This window comes from Enterovirga sp. GCM10030262 (assembly GCF_042666435.1).
GTDB lineage: Bacteria > Pseudomonadota > Alphaproteobacteria > Sphingomonadales > Sphingomonadaceae > Allosphingosinicella.
Genome location: NZ_JBHTDC010000002.1, coordinates 870,102 through 885,432, shown reverse-complemented (window position 1 = coordinate 885,432; position 15,331 = coordinate 870,102). Strand labels below are relative to the sequence as shown.

Annotated in this window: 19 protein-coding genes and 1 other RNA gene; 8 read left to right on the top strand and 12 right to left on the bottom strand. The window is 66.1% G+C overall.

What is annotated here, in order from left to right; all coding sequences use genetic code 11:
- Positions 1–8: 8 nt before the first annotated feature.
- A complete protein-coding gene (locus ACFQRC_RS13555; RefSeq protein WP_379962136.1) occupies positions 9–509 on the bottom strand; it encodes an isoprenylcysteine carboxyl methyltransferase family protein in 501 nt (166 codons plus the stop codon).
- Complete coding sequence (locus ACFQRC_RS13550; protein WP_379962134.1) at positions 506–1,570, bottom strand: type III polyketide synthase; 1,065 nt, start codon at positions 1,568–1,570, stop codon at positions 506–508. The genes ACFQRC_RS13555 and ACFQRC_RS13550 overlap by 4 nt, the downstream gene beginning before the upstream one ends.
- 92 nt (positions 1,571–1,662) lie before the next feature.
- Between ACFQRC_RS13550 and ACFQRC_RS13545 the strand changes: the two genes are divergently transcribed.
- Together ACFQRC_RS13545 and ACFQRC_RS13540 are read left to right on the top strand one after the other, a co-directional pair.
- Positions 1,663–2,823, top strand: coding sequence for a PQQ-dependent sugar dehydrogenase (locus tag ACFQRC_RS13545; protein ID WP_379962132.1), 1,161 nt, complete (start codon positions 1,663–1,665; stop codon positions 2,821–2,823).
- A 25-nt stretch (positions 2,824–2,848) separates the two neighbouring features.
- Positions 2,849–3,754: an FtsW/RodA/SpoVE family cell cycle protein gene (locus tag ACFQRC_RS13540; protein WP_379962130.1), complete on the top strand. Its 906-nt coding sequence runs from the start codon at positions 2,849–2,851 to the stop codon at positions 3,752–3,754.
- Positions 3,755–3,770: 16 nt separating this feature from the next.
- Here ACFQRC_RS13540 and ACFQRC_RS13535 read toward each other — a convergent pair whose 3' ends face one another.
- The 4 genes from ACFQRC_RS13535 to ACFQRC_RS13520 form a co-directional block, all read right to left on the bottom strand.
- Positions 3,771–4,451 (bottom strand): tRNA (guanine(46)-N(7))-methyltransferase TrmB, encoded by a 681-nt coding sequence (locus ACFQRC_RS13535; RefSeq protein WP_379962128.1) that lies wholly within the window; start codon positions 4,449–4,451, stop codon positions 3,771–3,773.
- Between the two features lie 16 nt (positions 4,452–4,467).
- Complete coding sequence (metK, locus tag ACFQRC_RS13530) at positions 4,468–5,649, bottom strand: methionine adenosyltransferase (protein WP_379962126.1); 1,182 nt, start codon at positions 5,647–5,649, stop codon at positions 4,468–4,470.
- A gap of 71 nt (positions 5,650–5,720) precedes the next feature.
- The gene (gene lnt / locus ACFQRC_RS13525) at positions 5,721–7,385 is read right to left on the bottom strand and encodes an apolipoprotein N-acyltransferase (RefSeq protein ID WP_379962122.1); all 1,665 of its coding nucleotides are present in this window, start codon (positions 7,383–7,385) and stop codon (positions 5,721–5,723) included.
- Between the two features lie 9 nt (positions 7,386–7,394).
- Complete coding sequence (locus ACFQRC_RS13520) at positions 7,395–8,522, bottom strand: hypothetical protein (RefSeq protein ID WP_379962120.1); 1,128 nt, start codon at positions 8,520–8,522, stop codon at positions 7,395–7,397.
- A gap of 158 nt (positions 8,523–8,680) precedes the next feature.
- Here ACFQRC_RS13520 and ACFQRC_RS13515 point away from each other — a divergent pair, with 158 nt between their 5' ends.
- Together ACFQRC_RS13515 and ACFQRC_RS13510 are read left to right on the top strand one after the other, a co-directional pair.
- Entirely contained in the window at positions 8,681–9,100 is a 420-nt protein-coding gene (locus ACFQRC_RS13515; RefSeq protein ID WP_379962118.1) for a VOC family protein, read from the top strand.
- Between the two features lie 66 nt (positions 9,101–9,166).
- The gene (locus tag ACFQRC_RS13510) at positions 9,167–9,574 is read left to right on the top strand and encodes a hypothetical protein (RefSeq protein ID WP_379962116.1); all 408 of its coding nucleotides are present in this window, start codon (positions 9,167–9,169) and stop codon (positions 9,572–9,574) included.
- Positions 9,575–9,607: 33 nt separating this feature from the next.
- On the opposite strand, the gene ACFQRC_RS13505 is transcribed toward ACFQRC_RS13510, so the two are convergent.
- The 5 genes from ACFQRC_RS13505 to mscL form a co-directional block, all read right to left on the bottom strand.
- A complete protein-coding gene (locus ACFQRC_RS13505; protein WP_379962114.1) occupies positions 9,608–10,054 on the bottom strand; it encodes a hypothetical protein in 447 nt (148 codons plus the stop codon).
- Between the two features lie 78 nt (positions 10,055–10,132).
- Complete coding sequence (locus ACFQRC_RS13500; protein ID WP_379962110.1) at positions 10,133–10,621, bottom strand: flavin reductase family protein; 489 nt, start codon at positions 10,619–10,621, stop codon at positions 10,133–10,135.
- Between the two features lie 135 nt (positions 10,622–10,756).
- Positions 10,757–11,035, bottom strand: a complete 279-nt coding sequence (locus ACFQRC_RS13495) for a hypothetical protein (RefSeq protein ID WP_379962108.1) — start codon at positions 11,033–11,035, stop codon at positions 10,757–10,759.
- A gap of 219 nt (positions 11,036–11,254) precedes the next feature.
- Positions 11,255–11,636: a transfer-messenger RNA gene (ssrA, locus tag ACFQRC_RS13490) on the bottom strand.
- Positions 11,623–12,078 (bottom strand): large conductance mechanosensitive channel protein MscL, encoded by a 456-nt coding sequence (gene mscL / locus ACFQRC_RS13485; protein ID WP_379962106.1) that lies wholly within the window; start codon positions 12,076–12,078, stop codon positions 11,623–11,625. Before mscL ends, ssrA begins: the two co-directional genes overlap by 14 nt.
- A 73-nt stretch (positions 12,079–12,151) precedes the next feature.
- Between mscL and ACFQRC_RS13480 the strand changes: the two genes are divergently transcribed.
- The 4 genes from ACFQRC_RS13480 (at position 12,152) to ACFQRC_RS13465 (ending at position 14,865) form a co-directional block, all read left to right on the top strand.
- Entirely contained in the window at positions 12,152–12,757 is a 606-nt protein-coding gene (locus ACFQRC_RS13480) for a LemA family protein (protein ID WP_379962104.1), read from the top strand.
- Positions 12,758–12,893: 136 nt separating this feature from the next.
- Positions 12,894–13,640, top strand: a complete 747-nt coding sequence (locus ACFQRC_RS13475; protein ID WP_379962102.1) for a TPM domain-containing protein — start codon at positions 12,894–12,896, stop codon at positions 13,638–13,640.
- Positions 13,634–14,314 (top strand): TPM domain-containing protein, encoded by a 681-nt coding sequence (locus ACFQRC_RS13470; protein WP_379962100.1) that lies wholly within the window; start codon positions 13,634–13,636, stop codon positions 14,312–14,314. Before ACFQRC_RS13475 ends, ACFQRC_RS13470 begins: the two co-directional genes overlap by 7 nt.
- Positions 14,311–14,865, top strand: coding sequence for an NUDIX domain-containing protein (locus ACFQRC_RS13465; protein WP_379962098.1), 555 nt, complete (start codon positions 14,311–14,313; stop codon positions 14,863–14,865). Before ACFQRC_RS13470 ends, ACFQRC_RS13465 begins: the two co-directional genes overlap by 4 nt.
- A 179-nt stretch (positions 14,866–15,044) precedes the next feature.
- Here the strand turns inward: ACFQRC_RS13465 and ACFQRC_RS13460 are convergent, their stop codons facing one another.
- Positions 15,045–15,323 (bottom strand): ETC complex I subunit, encoded by a 279-nt coding sequence (locus ACFQRC_RS13460; protein ID WP_379962096.1) that lies wholly within the window; start codon positions 15,321–15,323, stop codon positions 15,045–15,047.
- Between the last annotated feature and the right edge of the window lie 8 nt (positions 15,324–15,331).

Below are 15,331 nucleotides of genomic sequence, written 5' to 3'. Positions count from 1 at the left end.
GGGCGACGCTAGGGGGAAAGGCGGTCACTGCCAAGCGCGCGTTCCTCGGCCCGGATCCGGACCGCCAGCACCGCCGCGTTGAGGACGGTGAAGACGGCCGCGACCTCCCACAAGGCGAAGGCGAGCGGCAGGACGGCGATCTCTGCGACGACGATGGCGTAATTCGGATGGCGCACGAAGCGGAAGGGACCACCGGTCACCAACGGTTCGCCCGGCAGGACGATGACTCGGGTCGTCCACCTTTCCTTAAGTGTCGCCAGCACCCAGAGGCGAGCGAGCTGGAGTATCAGGAACAGGCCGATCAGCGGCCAGTCGATCGCCTCGCCCGGAGCGAGCCACCAGAGCGAGGCCAGCCAGAGCGCGTGAACCGTCACGATCAGCGGATAATGCCCGGCGCCGACCTCATGGGCACCGCGCGCGAGCAGCGCCCTCGTGTTGCGGCGGGCCAGCGCCAGCTCGGCCAGCCGCTGCGCGGTCACCAGCGCCAGAATGACGACGGCCGCGCTCATGCCCGCGCCAGCGAAAGCCCGCTGACCGTGAAACCCGGCCCCAGCGCGAGCAGCAGGGTCCGCGCCGGCATGCCCGCTTGCAGCAGCCGCTCCAGTACGAACAGCACCGTCGGCGCGGACATGTTGCCAAAATCACGGAGCACGCCTCGTTCATGATCGAGCGTGCCCTCGGCCAGCTCCAGGCTCGCCTCGAGGGCGGCAATCACCTTCGCCCCGCCCGGATGGCAGGTGAAGCGGCCGATCCGGTCGCGGTCGATCCCCGTCTTCCCCAGAATGCGCTCGACGGCCTCGGCCATATGTTCCTCGACGAAAGGCGGAATGGCGCGGTCGAAGATCACGCCGAGGCCAGGGTCCTCGACCTCCCAACCCATGATGCCGAGAGAGTCCGGCCACAACAGCTCGCCGCCGCCTTCGATCTTCGCCAAGCCCTCGCTCTCGCCGGAACGGAGCAGGCACGCGGCGGCACCGTCGCCGAACAAAGCGGTCGCGACGATGTTCGCCTTGGAGAGCTTGTCGAGCCGGATCGAGGTCGAGCAAAGTTCGACGGTGACGAACAGGATTGTCGTGTTCTCCCTCGCCGCCGCGAGACGCGCCGCCGTCGCCAGACCGCTGACCCCGCCCGCGCAGCCAAGGCCGAACAGCGGCACCCGCTCGGCATCGGCGCGAAAGCCCATCTTTCCCGCTACCCGCGCCTCCAGGCTGGGCGTGGCGATGCCGGTGGTCGAGACGGTGACCAGGCAATCCACCTCGCCGGCCTCGATCCCGGCCCGATCCAGCGCCCCGCGCGCCGCCTCGACGTACAGCGCCTCGGCCGCCTCCAGATAGACATGGTTGCGCGCCTTCCAGCCATGATCGCCATGATACCATTCCACCGGGCGGACGATGTGGCGCCTGGCGATGCCCGCATTGTCGAACACGGGCTCCAATTGCTCGAACAGGCGCATCCTGAGGCCGAACAAGGCGCGGGCAAGCGCCTTCGCCTCCTCCTGCTGGAGGATGTGGGGAGGAACCGCCGTCGCGAGCGACAGCAGGGCCACCCGACGGTGACTTTCTCTCGGCATCTCATATCCCGATCGGGCGCGTCCACCTTGACGCAACAGCGCGGACACGGAAAGGTTCGTTTCGCGACAAGCCCCAATTCGGAGGTTCCCCGATGCGCTCTCTCCTCCTCGTCACGACAGCCATTCTGCTCGCCGCCTGCAACCCGTCGGAAAGCACCGCCACCAACGCTTCGGCGGCCCAGCCCGCTCCGACCTCTGCGCCCGGCGAGCGGCCGTTCCAGGTGCAGGATATCGCCCAGTTCGAGGAGCCTTGGGCGATGACCTTCATCCCCGCCACCGGCCAGGCGCTCATCACCGAGAAGAAGGGCCGGCTGATGCTGTGGAACGACGGCGGCCCCGTCTCCGAGGTGCCGGGCGTCCCGGCCGTCGATTATGGCGGCCAGGGCGGCCTCGGTGACGTCGTCCTTCACCCGGATTTCGCGAATAACAATTTCATCTATCTGAGCTGGGCCGAAGCCGGCGAAGGCGACACGCGCGGCGCCGCCGTCGGGCGCGGCAAGCTGATCCTGATGGGCGAAACCGCCCGGATCGACGACATGCAGGTGATCTGGCGGCAGGAGCCCAAGGTCACCGGTCGCGGCCATTACGGCCACCGCCTCGCTTTCTCGCCCGACGGATTCCTCTTCATCTCCAACGGAGACCGGCAGAAATTCGACCCGGCGCAGGACAGGAACGCCACTCTCGGCAAGATCATCCGCCTGACCGACGCCGGCGGTGTGCCGGGCGACAATCCCTTCTACGATCAGGGCCGCGTCACCGCGCAGATCTGGACGCTGGGCCACCGCAACCCGCTCGGGATCGCGTTCGACGCCGAGGGGCGGCTGTGGGAGCATGAAATGGGTCCGGCCGGCGGAGATGAGTTCAACCTGATCGAGAGGGGAAGGAATTACGGCTATCCGATCGTCTCCAACGGCGACCATTATGACGGCAGGGAGATACCCGACCACGACACGAGGCCCGAATTCGCCGCGCCGAAGATCACCTGGACGCCGGTCGTCTCGCCCGCCGGCCTCATCGTCTATTCCGGCGACATGTTTCCCCAATGGCGGGGCGACGCCTTGATGGGCGGCCTCTCGGGCCAGGCGCTCTTGCGCATCGATCTGGACGGCACCAATGCCAAGGTCGGCGACCGCTGGGACATGGGCCAGCGCATCCGCGAGGTCGAGCAGGGCCCGGACGGTGCGATCTGGCTGCTGGAGGATGAGGACGAGGGATCGGGTGGACGGCTGCTGAAGCTGACGCCGGCGGGATGATCCGTGGCGTTCTTGGGGGGATAAGATGATGACCGGCTTGCTGAAGGATATGCGGTCCGTCGGCATCGCCTGCGCCGTCGCGGCCGTCGGATCGGGTATCGCCTATATGATGGCCGCCGGCGCCCCGGGGCGATATCCGTTCGTCAATGGAGCGGCTTTGCTGATCGGGTTGCTGCTGTTCGCGGCGGTCGACCAGCTGCCCGCACGGCTTCGCAATGCCCCGGTGGCGTTGGCCATCGGCCTGGCCCTGATGGCGACAGCTTTGTTCGGCGTCTCGGGCGAAGGCGCGACACGCTGGGCGAAGCTTGGGCCAATATTGATACAGCCCAGCCTGATCCTGCTGCCGATGCTGGTCGTCCTTCTCGCCCGCACGCGGGAGCCGCTGGCGATGGCGGGCGCTCTTCTCGCCGCCGTCGCGCTCGCGATCCAGCCCGATCGCGCCATGGCGGGTGCCCTCGCCGCGAGCCTGGCCGCGCTCGCTCTTTGGAGTCGCGATCCTTGGTCTGCGGCGGGCTTGCTGGGTGCCATTGCCTGTTTCGCCGTGACGGTGCTGCGGCCCGACGGCCTGCCGGCGATGCCCTATGTGGACGGCATTTTCTATTCGGCGTTCGACGTCCATCCCTTGGCCGGAATCGCCGTCGTCGGCGGAGCGGCGCTGCTTCTTGTCCCCGCCATCAGCGGATGGGGTCAGGGTCATCGCCATGCCTCTGTCCTGTTCGGCACAATCTGGCTTGCGATCATCGCCGCCGCGGCGCTCGGCAATTATCCGACGCCTTTGGTAGGTTATGGCGGCAGCGCGGTGATCGGCTATCTGCTGAGCCTGTCGGTCTTTCCGAAGGCCTCACGCTCCGAGAAGGCACCGGTTGCGAGCACACGCGGCCAAGTAATCGGAGAGAATGACGGTTCGAGCCTCGCGGCGAGCCTGAACTGACCGACAACGAACCTGTTCAGACCCGCCGGTACCGGAAGTACCAGACTTCGTGGCCCTTGCGGCGCGCCTTGGCTTCGTAGCGTGTCTCGGGCCAGCCGCCGGGACGGACGAGGAAGTCTCCGGCGCTCTCGGCGAGCCACTCGAAGTCGCGGCGCTGGTTCATGACCATCATCGACCAGCGGCAATAGGTCGGATCGTCAGTGCCGAGCCGGAACTCGGCGCCGGGCTGGAGCTTGGCCGCGATCAGGTCGAGCGGGCCGTGATTGACCATGCGGCGCTTGGCGTGGCGCGCCTTGGGCCAGGGATCGGGGTGGAGCAGATAGACGAAGCGCAGCGAGGCGTCGGGCAGCCGCTCCAATACGCCCAGAGCATCGCCCATGTGGAGGCGGACATTGGGCAGGGCCTTGTCGCGGACATGGGCCAGCGCCCCGACCACGCCGTTGAGGAAAGGCTCGCAGCCGATGAAGCCGTGGTCCGGCAGCAGGTCGGCGCGAAAGGCGAGATGCTCTCCCGAACCGAAGCCGATCTCGAAATGGAGCGGGCGCTCATCGCCGAACAGGCTTTGCGCACTCAGCGCCCCCTCCTCGGGCACGCTGATCGCTGGCAGCAATTCCTCGACGAGCGCCGCCTGCCCCTGACGAAGCTTGTGACCGGATCGCCGGCCATAGAGTCGGCGGATGGTGGTGGGATCGGACATCATCCGCCCGCCAACGTCACACCGCCTGCTTCAGCGCGTCGACGAGGTCGGTCTTTTCCCAGGTGAAGAGGTCGCCGTCGGGGGTGCGGCCGAAATGGCCGTAGGCGGCGGTGGGGAGGTAGATCGCCTTGTTGAGGCCGAGATGGGTGCGGATGCCCTTGGGGGTCAGGCGGACGAGCTGGGGCAGGATCGCTTCCAGCTTCGATTCATCGACCGTTCCGGTGCCGTGGGTGTCGACATAGAGCGACAGCGGCTCGGCGACGCCGATCGCGTAGCTGAGTTGGATGGTGACGCGGCGGGCGAGGCCGGCGGCGACAATGTTCTTGGCGAGATAGCGGCTCACATAGGCGGCCGAACGATCGACCTTGGTCGGATCCTTGCCGGAGAAGGCGCCGCCGCCATGCGGTGCCGCGCCGCCATAGGTGTCGACGATGATCTTGCGGCCGGTGAGGCCGGCGTCGCCGTCGGGGCCGCCAATCTCGAACAGGCCGGTCGGGTTGACGAAGATCGCATTGTCGTCGCCCGGCATCCAGCCGCGCGGCAGGACGTCGTTCATCACGCCCTTGACGTAGTCGCGCAGGCGCTTCTGCCCGGCATCGTTGCTGAACTCGCCCGAATGCTGGGTCGAAACCACGAGAGCGGTGGCGCGCACCGGCTTCTCATTCTCGTAGGCCAAAGTGACCTGGCTCTTGGCGTCGGGCTCGAGGAAATCGACCGCCCTGGTGTGGCGATCGAGCGCGAGCTTTTCGAGAATGCGGTGCGAATAATAAAGCGTCGCCGGCATCAGGTCCGGCGTCTCATCCGAGGCATAGCCGAACATGATGCCCTGATCGCCGGCGCCCTCGTCCTTGTTGCCGCTCTCGTCCACGCCCTGGGCGATATGCGCCGACTGGCCGTGCAGGTGGCAGGCGAACTCGGCGAACTGCCAGTGGAAGCCGCGCTGCTCATAGCCGATCCTCTTGACCGTATCGCGCGCGGCCTGCTCGATCTCGGCGACCGTGGGCGTCACCTCCTCGCGGCAGCGCACCTCGCCGGCGAGGATGATGCGGTTGGTCGTCACCATCGTCTCGCAGGCGACGCGCGCCTCCGGGTCGCGGCCGATGAACAGGTCGACGACGGCGTCGGAAATCTGGTCGGCGACCTTGTCGGGATGGCCCTCGGACACCGACTCGGACGTGAAGAGGAAATTGCTGCGCATCGCGAGAATCGGCCTTTTCTAAGGAGCGACAAGGAGAAATGCGGATATAAACATATCCTTATATGTGCCCTCTAGCGTCCTTTGCGCGGGACTGCAATCGCGAGCGCGACGAGCAGCAAAGCGAGCAGGAAGGGCAGGACATTGCCGAGCCGCGCGAACAATGTCGGCGGCTCGGGCGGCGGCAGCCGCGCGTCGATCACGCCCGCCGCGCGCCATGGCAGGCTGTGGAGCAGACGGCCGTTGGCGTCGATCACCGCCGAAATGCCGGTCGGCGTCGCGCGCAGCACCGGCAGGCCCTCCTCCAGCGCCCGCATCCGCGCCTGCGCCAGATGCTGGGGCGGACCCCAGGCGCCGAACCAGGCGTCGTTCGAAGGATTGAAGATGAAGTCCGGGCGGTTGTCCGGATCGACGACATGGCCCGAAAAGATGATCTCGTAGCAGATCTGGAAGCCGATCGCGCCGATGCCGGGCAGGTTCAGGGTGCGCGGCCCCGGCCCCGAATCCAGGTCGAAATCGCCGGGAGCGAGCCGCGACAGACCGATCCGCGACAATAAAGGCCGCGCCGGCAGATATTCGCCATAGGGCACCAGATGCGCCTTGTCGTAATGGCCGAGGATGCGCCCGCGCCCGTCGATCGCGAACACGCTATTGGTGGCGCTGCTGACCTCCACGCCGTCTTCGGACCGGAAGGTGAAGCCGCCGGTCAGGAGCATGTCGCCCGGGCCGAGCAATTGCCCCACCTGCTCCCGCAGCCGCTCCGCCCGGCGCTGGTAGAAGGGATCAACCCTTTCGTCGCGCAACGGCTCAGTCACCGCCGCCTCGGGCCAGAGCAGCAACCGGGGTTCCGCGCCCGGAGCCCCGGACAGCCGCCGCAGCCGCTCGAAATTGCGCTCGGCGAAGCTCTCGGTCCATTTATGCTCCTGGCCGATATTCGGCTGGACGATCCGGACCAGCGGCTGCTCCGCCAGCCTCGCCTCGTCCTGCCGGGAGACGAGGTTGAGGTCGATCATGACCACGAGGACAAGCGCGGCGAGCGCGAGGAAGCGCCAGCGCGAACGCCACGAGAGGATGAACAAGGCAAGGCCCGCCAGCAGAATGACGATGCCTGAAAGTCCGTATGTTCCCACCAACGTCGCAAACGAGGCCGTCCAGGAATCGATCAGCACCACGCCGGCCGGGTTCCAGGCGAAGCCGGTGAACATCGTCGCCCGGAGCCATTCGGTGACGATCCAGGCGGCGGCGAAGAGGAGGATGAAGGCCAACTGCGGCCAACCCCCATCCTCGTCATTCCCGCGAAAGCGGGAATCCCGCTGCTCTTTCACCTCGGACTGAGCGGAAGAAGTGAGATTGACCCGCGGTCGTCTTCGGCCCCCGCTTTCGCGGGAATGACGGTGGGGGGCTTGGGCGCGATTGATTCCCCAGCGCCATGCCAGCCCCGCCGCCATCGCCGGATAGACTGCGAGATAGAGCGAGAGCAGGACCACCGACACCCAGCCCAGCCAGGCCGGCATCGCCGCCTGAAAGGTGAAGGCGGTGGCGATCCAGTTGAGGCCCAAGACGAAATGGCCAACCCCGAACCACCAGCCCCGCGCCAGCGCGGAGCGCAGTGTCGGCGCGCGATGGACCAGCCACAGCAAGCCGGCGAAACCGAGGATGGTGAGCGGCCACAGCGCCAGCGGCTCGAAGCCGCAGGCGGCGACCAAGCCGGCGAGGAAGGACAAAGCGAGGAATTTCATGCGGCCTTGCTATGTGGAGGAACCGCAGTCGTTACAAGCCGGCTCATCGCCGGCGTCGGCGCCGAAATAGCGCCTGCGCGCCGCCTCGGCCCCCGCGAGCTCATCAGCCCGATCCTCATCGTTCCAGGCGTCTATGACCGCCTGCTCGTCGGCCGCCAGCGCGCGCTTGTAATCGGGATCGCCCCATTCGCCATCCTCCTCGCCATCGAATCCGGCGGGCGGCGGAAAATCCGTCCACCAATTGCCATCCTCGTCATCCCACACGTCGCGGCCGCCGAATTCATCGTCCGCCGGCCCGGTCGATTCCGGGTTCAGGCGGCGGTAAAGTTGATGAAGTTGAGACATGCCATGCGACTCCTCCAAAGCGGCCGTGCGGACCGCCGCCGGCCATTGGTCCCGGCCGAGCCGGGCGAGCAGGCCGCTCAGGTCGGCGCGCTCGATCTGGTCCTCGGTCCAATCCTCCATCGCCGCCGGATCGAGATCGGCGACATCGATCTCGGCGGCGAAGCCGGCTCGATATTTGCGATAGTTTTCGAGGCGGGCGAGCAGGGCCTCCTCCGGGCTCGGAATGGGCGCGTCCGCTGGTTGGCGCGCGCCTATGAAATCGCGCACGCCCTCCCCGCCGGTCGCGAGCAGATCGAGATATTGCTCGAACTCGTCGGCGACGACGCGCGCGGCGGATGCGTCCTGGCGGCTGTCCTCCGTCTGGCGGTCGAGCCGGGTGAGCACCGCCATCGACAGGCGATTGTCGTAGCGATGCTTTTCGGCGACGATCGCGCCGTCGCGGTGGATGGCCTCGATGCAGCCGTTCATGGCGCGCGACAGGAGCTCGTCGGAGAGGCGGCGGCGGGAGAGGATGAGAGCCGCTTCCCAGCCGAGATGAAAGGCGCGGCCGGCCGCGCGGTTGCGATGGGCATAAGCGCTCTGCGCGCTCATTCCAGCGGCGCGGGCCGCGTCGGCGACGATTCCGCATTCGGAAAGGCGTTCGCAGAAGATGCGCTCGCGCTCGGGCGTCCAGCCGTCATGGCGCAGCCGGCGCCCGGTCTCGGTGAAGCTGTCTTCTAGCGATTGGGAGACGAGGCTTCCGACATTGGCCGGATCGGTATGGCCGTCGATCAAAGGGTTGTAATCCTCCATGGCGCGTTCCTCCGGCGACTCGGAACAGAACGTGAACCAAAGAGGTTGCTGTAGGAAAGTGTTTTTTGACACGCCGGTGCTGGCAGGGGCGGCGGCCTGTCTCTTGGCGATGGTTTTCCGACATTCCGCCGCGCCGCTTCTTTCGCTATGAGGAGTTTATGACCCTTCCGCCCTTTCACCTCGCCTTTCCCGTCCACGACCTTCACGCCGCCCGCGCCTTTTACGGCGGGCTGCTCGGCTGCCCGGAGGGGCGCAGCGACGCGCGCTGGATCGATTATGATTTCTTCGGCCACCAGATCGTCGCGCACCTCTCGCCCGAGGCGAAGCCGCGCGCGCATACCAATCCGGTCGACGGCCACGACGTGCCGGTACCGCATTTCGGCGCGGTACTGCCGTTGGAGGAATGGCGCGCGCTGGCCGAGCGGCTGGAAGCCGCCGGCACCGCCTTCGTCATCGCGCCGACCGTGCGCTTCGCAGGCGAACCGGGCGAGCAGGCGACGATGTTCTTCCTCGACCCGTCCGGCAATGCGCTGGAACTGAAGGCGATGCGCGATCCGGCCAAGCTGTTTGCGAAATAGCTTCCCATCGGCGTCTGCTTTCGACCCATTGCGGACATTCGCGACCTCCTAGATACCTTGGCTCTGATGACTAGAATTGATCTGAACGAGTTCGAAGCGGCGCGACAGCTGGCGGCGCTTTCTCCTCAAACACAGCACCGCTTCGACGAGGCTCTGTCGTTCGGCTGGACGGGCTCTGAGCAGGTAACCCAAGCCTTCCGTGCGATCGGATCCGCCATTGCGTCAAAGCGGCAGCCAGTATCCGATACCGACAAAAAGAAGCTATTCGCCTTCGCGGAGAGGCTTCTGAAGCAGGCATCGCCAGAAGTTTCGAATGCCGTCGCGACCTGCATGGTGGGGCAGATTTGGACTGCGACGCGCGAAAGTGGCTTCGATTTCAGCTTGGTGGACCCCTATCTCGGCTCGGAAGCCCGCCGCTATGCGATTGCCCTCGACGACCTCCACAAGACGAAGACGATTGGTCTAACGCGCTAGTGGCGATGTCCGCTCTCGACCCATTGCGGACATTCACCAAATCTTGGTGTGGAGGTAGTGGGATAGCTCGCGAAGATGCCGCCCCCAGTGGCTTCGGTAGAGCAGTTTGAAGTGCCAGTGTGCGTCGTCAGCCCCGAGCTGCTCGAACCTCCAAACCACCTCGTCGAGGTCTCGCGCGATGTCAGCCAGATCGTCGATGGCATCACCGACCAAGTCCTTTCCGTTGATGGGCTCGGTAGGGTCTGCCACGGCGTAGTAGCCATATGCGGGGAACCTCGTGCCTATTCGGGCATAGCTTTCGCGGAAATCAAACTTTGGCGGCTCGCCGTCATCATCCGCTGGAGCGCCTTCGGGAGCCGCGTGATAAGCCATTGCAAGCTCATCGAGTCCGCGCGCGAGCTCCTCGTCTGAAGGGGACTCATCGTCTCTCAGTAGGCGCAAGAAGCGTCGAGCCGCTTCTACGGTGGGGGTATCGGTCATCGCCTCAAGCTCGCACGCCACCGAGAGATGTTCAATGTCCGCTTTCCACCCATTGCGGACATTCGGCCCAAGCGAGCCTTACCCCACGCTCCCATAGCGCCCGTCGAGATAGACCAGCGGATGCACATCTTCGCGCACCTCCACATCCTCGACCACGCCGATGAAGATGCTGTGGGTGCCGAACTGGTGGAGGTCGATGCGGCGGCAGAGGAGGTAGGCCTGGGCGTCGGCGAGGCGGGGCGGGCGGGCGCTGTCGAGCTCCCAGCCTTCGGCGAAGCGCAAAGCGTGACGCTCGCGGTCGGCGAACATGCGGGCGAGATGCTCCTGATCGCGGTGGAGCACATTGACTCCGAAATGGGAGACGTCCTCCATCGACGCGTGGAGGCTGGCGGCGCGGTTGATGCAGACGAGCAGGCTGGGCGGGTCGATCGCCAGGCTCGACATGGCGGTGGCGGTGATCCCCATCGGGCGGCCGTCGACGCAGATCGAGATGACGTTGACCGTCGAGGCGACGCGCCGCATCGCCTGGCGGAACGTGGCGGCCAGAGGAATATCCGTCTCGAACATGGTCCGCCGACATGGGCATGAAGGCGCCGGGTGACAATCGAAAATGCGAAATCGGGCACCGCCCGGGGCATGGGCCGGAGATGAAAAAGGGGCCGCCGGCGCGCCGGCAGCCCCTTCAATCATGCGTGCGAGCGCTTAATTGGCGTCGTCGACCGCTTCGGCCTTGTTCTCGCCGGCATCCTCGACCGCGTCCGCCTGGTTCTCGAGCGCGGCGGCCTGGTTCTCAAGACTGTCTTCGGCCATGCCGGTGGTGTTGTCGGCCTGGTCCATTAAATTCTCGGCCTCCATTTCGAGCATGTCGGACTGGTTGTCGGCCGCGGCCTCGATATTCGCGGCCGCGTCGTCACCGCCGCCGCCGCAGGCCGCGAGCGCGGCGAAGGCGGACAGGGCAATCGCTGTGGACAGAATCTTCATAGTCACTCCCCTTTCAAGAGAGGGCTATAATCCCGCTGGGACGCTCTGGTTCCGAAACGATGCGACGAAGCGAGTGGCGGCGCGCGCGACGAAATGGGCTCCTGCCACGGCGAATCGCAGCTAAACGCCCGGAAAGTCCGGGCTTCCGTTGCCCCGCGCGCGCTTTATGCGAAGAAGGAGGTCCAGGGGGTTCTGTTGCCCGGCCCCCCTGGCGGCCGCTGGTTTCCCATTCTGTTGCCCGGTTGGGTCCGAACCGCGCTTTTGTCTGATATAAACTAGTCCGTGAGGACCGGTTTACGCAGCAATCGCAAGAGCCTCGTTATCGTTGGCACTTATGGTTTTGAGCCTTTAACGGCTTACTCAGGCCGGGAGAAAACACCGTCTTTGAACACACGTCGATCCTGGTTCGGCCCCATCAGGAGAAGAGACCCGCGTAGCCGACACGCATGAAGCGTGCCTTCTCACGCGGACTCAGCTTTTGGTGGAGCCGCCGGGTACTGCCCCCGGGTCCGCTGCGTCTATTACACGGCATCGTTTATCGCCATATCCGGGCAAGCCCGGCACTTCCCCATATAGGGGCTGGCGGATTAATGTGAAGTGAGCGGCGCTTCGTCCCCGTTCCGCTTCCTGAGCTCGTCCCGGATTTCCCTGAGCAGGGCGACGTCCGCCGGTTCGGCGGGAGTGGGTATGTCCTTGTCCGGAATCGCCTTCTTGAGCGTCCGCACCATGAGGAAGATGAGGAAGGCGACGATCAGGAAATTGACCGCGGCCGTCACGAACTGGCCGTAGCCGACCATGGGCACGCCGGCCGCCTTGAGCGCGGCATAATTGTCCGGATCGCCGGCATAGCTGGCCGGCAGCGGCCCGAGCCTCACGAAATAATTGGAGAAATCGAGATCGCCGACCAGCCAGCCGATGACCGGCATCAACAGATCGTCGGTGAGCGAGCTGATGATCTTGGTGAAGGCGGCGCCGATGATGACGGCCACCGCCAGATCGACGACATTGCCCCGATTGATGAAGTCCCTGAACCCGTGCAGCATGTGAGCCCCCCGTTGCGGTAGCGCATCGAAATGCCTACTTCAGGCGTCACGATATGCAAGGGAGGGATTTTCGATGAACCTTAAGCGCCTGGCGGCCGTCTTCCTGGCTCCCGCCGCCTTTCTCTCGCTGACCGCCTGCGGCATCAACTCGATCCCGACCGCCGAGGAGGAGGCCAAGGCGCGCTGGGCCGATGTCGAGAACCAGTATCAGCGCCGCGCCGACCTCATCCCCAATCTGGTGGCGACCGTGCAGGGCTATGCCGATCAGGAGCGCGAGGTGCTGACCGAGGTGACCGAGGCGCGCGCCGGCGCGAACCGCATCACGGTGACGCCCGAGCAATTGACCGATCCCGAAGCAATGCGCGCCTTCAGCGAGGCGCAGTCGCGGCTGAGCGCGGCGATCGTCCCGCTGCAGCGGCTGCAGGAAGCCTATCCGGACCTCAAGTCCAACCAGAATTTCCTGGCTTTGCAGTCGCAGCTCGAAGGCACCGAGAACCGGGTCACCATCGCCCGCAGCGACTACAACCAGGCGGTGCAGAATTATAACACGACCATCCGCACCTTCCCGGCCGTGATCGGCGCAAAGATCTTCTACGGCGCCGAGCCGATGGTGCCGTTCGAGGCGACGACCGAAGATGCCGAGGAAGCGCCGACCGTGAGCTTCGGCAATTCGCAGTAATTTGATGCCCGACACCCCGTTCGCCCTGAGCCTGTCGAAAGGCTGTCCTTCTTTTGCCGACCGAGGAAGGGCAGGGCTTCGACAGCCCCGGGTCCAGTCCGGGGCCGAACGGATTTGGGGCACGTTATGCTTTGTCTTGCTGCTGCTGCTGGCGTTCCCCGCCCAGGCGCAGGACTTCCCCAAGCTTAGCGGCCGGGTCGTCGATGCCGCGGAGCTCCTCGCCCCGGCCGAAGAAGCGGCGCTGACGCAGAAGCTCGAGGCGCTGGAGACGGCGAGCACGCGGCAGCTGGTGGTGGCGACGGTGCCGGACCTCCAGGGCTACGACATTGCCGATTACGGCTACCGGCTCGGCCGTGCCTGGGGGATCGGGCAGGAAGAGGCGAATAACGGCACGATCCTCCTGGTCGCGCCCAACGAGCGCAAGGTCAGGATCGAAGTCGGCTACGGGCTGGAGCCGATCCTGACCGACGCATTGTCGAGCATCATCATCCAGACCGAGATACTGCCGCGCTTTCGCGACGGCGATTTTCCCGGCGGCATCATGGCGGGCGCGGATGCGATCATCGCCCAGCTCCAGGCGCCGCCCGAACTCGCCGAGCAGCGCGCGATGGAAGCGGCCGCGCAGCAGCAGGCGAGCGACGAGGGCGGCTCCATCTTCCCGCTCATCTTCTGGGGCATCGTGATCCTCTTCATCCTCATTCCGATGATCGGCGGCGGAAAGCGCGGGCGGCGTTACCGGCGCGGGGGCCTCCCGATCGTCATCTGGGGTCCCGGCACCGGCGGCGGCGGCTGGGGCGGCGGATCGAGCGGCGGCGGCGGTTTCGGCGGTTTTTCCGGCGGCGGCGGGTCGTTCGGCGGCGGCGGAGCGTCGGGAGGATGGTGACGCCGCGCTTCAGCGAAGCCGACCATAAACTGGTCACCGATGCGGTGGCCGCGGCCGAGCGGGCGAGCGACGGCGAGATCGTCACCATCGTCGCCGACAAATCGGACAGCTATCACGATGTCGGGCTGCATTATGCGGTGATGGCGATGTTGCTGGTGCCGGCATTGATCGCCTTCGTGCCGGAACGCTGCCTCGAATGGGCGATGAGCCCATTGCTCGGCTGGAACGCCGCCTTGAGCCAAAGCGCGCTGATGATCTTTCTGTTCGTCGCGCTGGCGCTCGCCTTCCTGATCGTCCGCTTCGCGCTCGCCTGGATGCCGCTGCGCATGGCGATGACGCCGGGCGGCACCAAATCCCGCCGCGTCGGCCGCCGCGCGCTCCAGATGTTCAAGGTCGGCGCCGAGCGGCGGACGACGGGCCGCACCGGCGTGCTCATCTATCTGTCGTTGCTCGAGCACCGCGCCGAGATCGTCGCCGACGAGGCGATCCATAGCAAGGTCGAGCCCGAAGTCTGGGGCGAGGCGATGGCCGCTCTGGTCGAGGGCGTGAAAGCGGGGCGGCCGGGCGACGGCATGGCCGAGGCGGTGACGAATGTCGGCGCCGTGCTCGCCCAGTGCCTCCCGAGGAGCGCCGCCGACACCAACGAGCTTCCGGACCGCCTCATCGAATTATGACCGAAGCCGAACGCGCGCCCGACACGCCCGAACCCGTCGAGATCATGTGGGAGGGCCGGTTCCTCGCCGCCAAGCGGATGGGGAAATGGGAGTACGTCTCGCGAACCCGCGGCGTCAGCGCGGCGGTGATCCTCGCGATCGACGACGGTCATGTCCTCCTCGTCGAGCAATATCGCGTCCCTCTTGGGTGCAACTGCCTCGAATTGCCGGCCGGACTGGTGGGCGACGAGACCGAAGGCGAGGAAGCCGAAGCCGCCGCCATCCGCGAACTGGAGGAGGAGACCGGCTATCGCGCCGAGCGCATGGTCGATCTCGGCCGCTTCCACGCGTCGCCCGGAATGTCCTCGGAGGGCTTCACCCTGCTGCGGGCGGAGGGGCTGACGAAGGTGGGCGAGGGCGGCGGAGTCGAAGGCGAGGACATTATCGTCCACCGCGTCCGGGTCGCGGATGTGCCAGCCTTCGTCGATGCCAAGCGGGCCGAGGGTGTGGCGATCGATGTGAAGCTGCTGTTGCTTCTCGCCTCGACATTTCTCTCAACCACGAAAAGGTAACTGGATTCGTTCGTCCCGAGCGTAGTCGAGGGGCGTGTGTGATGAGTCTGCACCAGCGCCCCTCGGCCTTGGTTTATCCTGAGCCGCCGCCGCAGGCGGCAGCCGAAGGGCTCGGGACGAACGGGAGTGGGTCCGCTTCGCCTACTCTGGCCCCACGGGTCGGGCTACGGACCTGCAATCTACCGGAAATTATCCGCATAGGACTGGAGCCTGAGCTTGCGCTCGCTCGGCGGGACGAGATGGTAGGCGATGCCCTGGCGGTCGGCATAGCCCTTGGCCGCCTCGAAGCTGTCGAAGGTCAGGGTGACTTGCGACTGGGTATCGGTGCCGCCCGACCAGCCCATCAAGGGATCGGGGCGGCGCGGGGCGTGGCTTTCGAACTCGAGCACCCATGCGCCTTCGCGGGCCTTGCCCGATTGCATCGCGTTCCTGGACCGCCTGAAGATGCGCGCCGCCATTGATCCCG

What these genes read in the sequence shown, in the direction of transcription:
- ACFQRC_RS13480 (WP_379962104.1), top strand. Translation starts at nt 12,152, where the DNA reads ATGAACCTTAAGCGCCTGGCGGCCGTCTTCCTGGCTCCCGCCGCCTTT.
- ACFQRC_RS13470 (WP_379962100.1), top strand. Translation starts at nt 13,634, where the DNA reads ATGGTGACGCCGCGCTTCAGCGAAGCCGACCATAAACTGGTCACCGAT.
- ACFQRC_RS13545 (WP_379962132.1), top strand. Translation starts at nt 1,663, where the DNA reads ATGCGCTCTCTCCTCCTCGTCACGACAGCCATTCTGCTCGCCGCCTGC.
- metK (WP_379962126.1), bottom strand. Translation starts at nt 5,649, where the DNA reads ATGCGCAGCAATTTCCTCTTCACGTCCGAGTCGGTGTCCGAGGGCCAT.
- mscL (WP_379962106.1), bottom strand. Translation starts at nt 12,078, where the DNA reads ATGCTGCACGGGTTCAGGGACTTCATCAATCGGGGCAATGTCGTCGAT.
- ACFQRC_RS13495 (WP_379962108.1), bottom strand. Translation starts at nt 11,035, where the DNA reads ATGAAGATTCTGTCCACAGCGATTGCCCTGTCCGCCTTCGCCGCGCTC.
- ACFQRC_RS13555 (WP_379962136.1), bottom strand. Translation starts at nt 509, where the DNA reads ATGAGCGCGGCCGTCGTCATTCTGGCGCTGGTGACCGCGCAGCGGCTG.
- ACFQRC_RS13465 (WP_379962098.1), top strand. Translation starts at nt 14,311, where the DNA reads ATGACCGAAGCCGAACGCGCGCCCGACACGCCCGAACCCGTCGAGATC.
- ACFQRC_RS13515 (WP_379962118.1), top strand. Translation starts at nt 8,681, where the DNA reads ATGACCCTTCCGCCCTTTCACCTCGCCTTTCCCGTCCACGACCTTCAC.
- ACFQRC_RS13500 (WP_379962110.1), bottom strand. Translation starts at nt 10,621, where the DNA reads ATGTTCGAGACGGATATTCCTCTGGCCGCCACGTTCCGCCAGGCGATG.
- ACFQRC_RS13550 (WP_379962134.1), bottom strand. Translation starts at nt 1,570, where the DNA reads ATGCCGAGAGAAAGTCACCGTCGGGTGGCCCTGCTGTCGCTCGCGACG.
- ACFQRC_RS13460 (WP_379962096.1), bottom strand. Translation starts at nt 15,323, where the DNA reads ATGGCGGCGCGCATCTTCAGGCGGTCCAGGAACGCGATGCAATCGGGC.
- ACFQRC_RS13510 (WP_379962116.1), top strand. Translation starts at nt 9,167, where the DNA reads ATGACTAGAATTGATCTGAACGAGTTCGAAGCGGCGCGACAGCTGGCG.
- ACFQRC_RS13505 (WP_379962114.1), bottom strand. Translation starts at nt 10,054, where the DNA reads ATGACCGATACCCCCACCGTAGAAGCGGCTCGACGCTTCTTGCGCCTA.
- ACFQRC_RS13540 (WP_379962130.1), top strand. Translation starts at nt 2,849, where the DNA reads ATGATGACCGGCTTGCTGAAGGATATGCGGTCCGTCGGCATCGCCTGC.
- lnt (WP_379962122.1), bottom strand. Translation starts at nt 7,385, where the DNA reads ATGAAATTCCTCGCTTTGTCCTTCCTCGCCGGCTTGGTCGCCGCCTGC.
- ACFQRC_RS13520 (WP_379962120.1), bottom strand. Translation starts at nt 8,522, where the DNA reads ATGGAGGATTACAACCCTTTGATCGACGGCCATACCGATCCGGCCAAT.
- ACFQRC_RS13535 (WP_379962128.1), bottom strand. Translation starts at nt 4,451, where the DNA reads ATGTCCGATCCCACCACCATCCGCCGACTCTATGGCCGGCGATCCGGT.